2 protein-coding genes are annotated in these 1,445 nt (G+C 33.2%); both read left to right on the top strand.

Features of this window, described 5'->3' with window-relative positions:
- The first annotated feature begins 46 nt into the window (after positions 1 to 46).
- The gene (locus DWW96_RS13605) at positions 47 to 868 is read left to right on the top strand and encodes a hypothetical protein (RefSeq protein ID WP_117910801.1); all 822 of its coding nucleotides are present in this window, start codon (positions 47 to 49) and stop codon (positions 866 to 868) included.
- 10 nt (positions 869 to 878) lie between these two features.
- Complete coding sequence (locus tag DWW96_RS13600; RefSeq protein WP_117910800.1) at positions 879 to 1,139, top strand: hypothetical protein; 261 nt, start codon at positions 879 to 881, stop codon at positions 1,137 to 1,139.
- Positions 1,140 to 1,445 lie beyond the last annotated feature (306 nt).

Here is a 1,445-nt window from a genome sequence, read left to right as displayed (position 1 = left end):
GCATTCGAAATGAAAATATTCGTTTTGGAATGCGTTTATTGTAAAGATGAGAATAATTGACAATCTGGAGCCGACAGAAGCTAAAAAAGCAGTAAGCCTTATAAACAGTTATGGTGATGATGCACTGGAAATGTTTAAGGAAGGGAAGAGCTTTGATGAGGTAAAGAAGGTTGTTGAGGGTGGTTTAAACTCTTATGCTGATTTTAGTAAAGCAATAAGCGATATTGGTATGAGAAGTGATTTGACTGATGCCCAGAAGATAAGAGAATTACAAAAATTGTTTGAAAGTTCGAATTATAAAGCTGATATCAATATACCAAGTGATATTCAGTATGTAAAAGGTTTTGATGCGAAAGGAAATGTAATATATGATTGGCCACCTAAATTAGGCTTTGATGAAAGCACAATCAAATCTATTTCCAGAACAGATGGGTTGCCTAATACTTGGGATAGATATGGATATATGGGAGACTCTAATTTTGCAGATGTTCCTCCAACGGGTAAATACACATATAGTGAAAGAGCCATTCCTTATGTAGAGAATGAAGCAGCTTATCATACGGGAACTTTTAATAATGTAACGTATTTTGATAAAATAGATGCAATAAAAAATGGAGATATAGATGGATTGAATACAATTTTATCTAAGGAAGGAATAGCGAATGTTAATTCATCATATTTTAAGAATTTGCAAAATACATATAATGATTTTATTGAGGATACGACAGATGCAGTAGGAAGTAATATTGATGCCACTTACGGGTTAAAAGGAACAGCAGCTTCGTGGGGAGATATGTCTGGAGGAGCAGGACAATATGTTACTCCACTTAACGGAAATACCATGAAACGATTAGGAATTATAAATTGAGGTAGTACAAATGAATAGAAAAGAATTTTTGAAAATTAAAGAAGAACTACAATGTAAATTAGAAAAGTGGAAGTTGGAGATTGGCGATGAAATTTTTGCTGATTTTACAATAGGATGTTTTTATGATACATGTGAAAAGAAATGGAAAGTGTATGTCAATAATGAGCGAGGGAGACATAGAATTAGATTGATAACTGAAAACGAAGAGGAGGCTTTTGATGAATTGCTATCAATTGTAAACTTTGAGGTTGAAAATAATAGATATACTTAATTTTGCCTTTATAATAAGGAAATTCAAGACCTCATATTGAGTTTATTATGGTTATACTTTCGGACTCCCAACAACCTATAACTATTGCACGTCTATTAATTAACCATCATGGCTGCCCAGAAGCAATTAAGAATCAATGATGTTAATTTATAGACACTTGCGAAATTTTGCCGAGTTGGGTATACGAAAGGACATTGCAAATTCAATATGCTGAAGTAACGCACTCTTAGTAACAAAAAAATGTTGCAAAATGGTGAGGGAATTTTTGGATACAAACCAAAGGTCACAAGCATATTTGGTGCACCA

The sequence above is a fragment of the Eubacterium sp. AF17-7 genome (genome assembly GCF_003461285.1).
GTDB lineage: Bacteria > Bacillota > Clostridia > Lachnospirales > Lachnospiraceae > Eubacterium_U > Eubacterium_U album.
Note: the sequence above shows the minus strand (reverse complement) of the source record. Positions and strands in the feature narration are given on the sequence as shown.

Bases quoted from the DNA above. Each gene is read 5' to 3' on its own strand.
- DWW96_RS13605 (WP_117910801.1), top strand. From the start codon at position 47: ATGAGAATAATTGACAATCTGGAGCCGACAGAAGCTAAAAAAGCAGTA.
- DWW96_RS13600 (WP_117910800.1), top strand. From the start codon at position 879: ATGAATAGAAAAGAATTTTTGAAAATTAAAGAAGAACTACAATGTAAA.